At 78.8% G+C, this 975-nt stretch carries 1 protein-coding gene; it reads right to left on the bottom strand.

The annotated features are described in order from the left end of the window. Positions 1–937, bottom strand: a 937-nt coding sequence (locus ABLM29_RS22280; RefSeq protein WP_349716842.1) for an FtsK/SpoIIIE domain-containing protein, incomplete at its 3' end; no start/stop codon positions are given. Between the last annotated feature and the right edge of the window lie 38 nt (positions 938–975).

Here is a 975-nt window from a genome sequence, read left to right as displayed (position 1 = left end):
GGAGCCGAGGCGGACCTCGGCGTCCGAGCGGCGTGCTCGCGCCGGCCGGCGCGGGGGCGCCGGTCGCGGCGTGGACCGGCGCCGCCGTGAACGGGAGCACCGTCGGTCGCGACGCCGGGTGGGCGGGCGCCGACACGTACCCCGCCCGGAAGCGGCGCGGTGCGTCCGCGCCGACCCGCAGGTAGGCGGCGCCCGGTGCGGGTGGCAGCGTGGCGGCGTCCGGGGTGCCGATCGCCGCGCGGGACTCCGCCGCGCCGAAGGTCCGCAGCGCGATCCGGTACGACAGGTGCGCCTCCAGCCCGCGCAGCCGGCCCTCCTCCAGGCGCTGGGTGGCGAGCAGCAGGTGGACCCCCAGCGAGCGGCCGAGCCGGCCGAGCGCCACGAACGTCTCGGCGAGCTCGGGGCGGGCGGCGAGCAGCTCGGAGAACTCGTCGACGACCACCAGCAGCGCCGGGAGCGCCTCCAGTGGTGCCCCGGCCACCCGGGCGGCGTCATGGGCGGCGGCGGAGTCGTGGCCCGCGGCGCGCAGCAGCTCCTGGCGCCGGAGCAGCTCGCCGTGCAGCGCGTCGGCCATCCGGTCGACCAGCGCCAGCTCGTCGGCGAGGTTCGTGACCAGCGCGGAGGTGTGCGGCAGGTCGCCGAGGCCCGCGAACGTCGCACCACCCTTGAAGTCGACCAGCACCAGCGCGAGGTCGTCGGGCGAGTGGGTCAGCGCGAGGCCGAGCACCAGGGTGCGCAGCAGTTCGGACTTCCCCGACCCGGTCGCGCCGACCACCAGCCCGTGGGGGCCGGCACCGCCCTCGGCGGCCTGCTTGAGGTCCAGGTGGACCGGTACGCCGTCCGCGTCGGTGCCGATCGGCACCCGGAGCCGCTCCCGGTCGGGTCTCGGCGGCCACGGCGGGTCGGTCGCCGGGAGCGCCACGAGCAGGTCGGCCACCCCGGCCGGACCGTCCCCGGCGCCCGCAGGGCGCACCC

Source organism: Nocardioides sp. YIM 152588 (genome assembly GCF_040191335.1).
Taxonomy (GTDB): Bacteria; Actinomycetota; Actinomycetes; order Propionibacteriales; family Nocardioidaceae; genus Nocardioides.
This window is presented reverse-complemented; position numbering and strand designations above follow the sequence as displayed.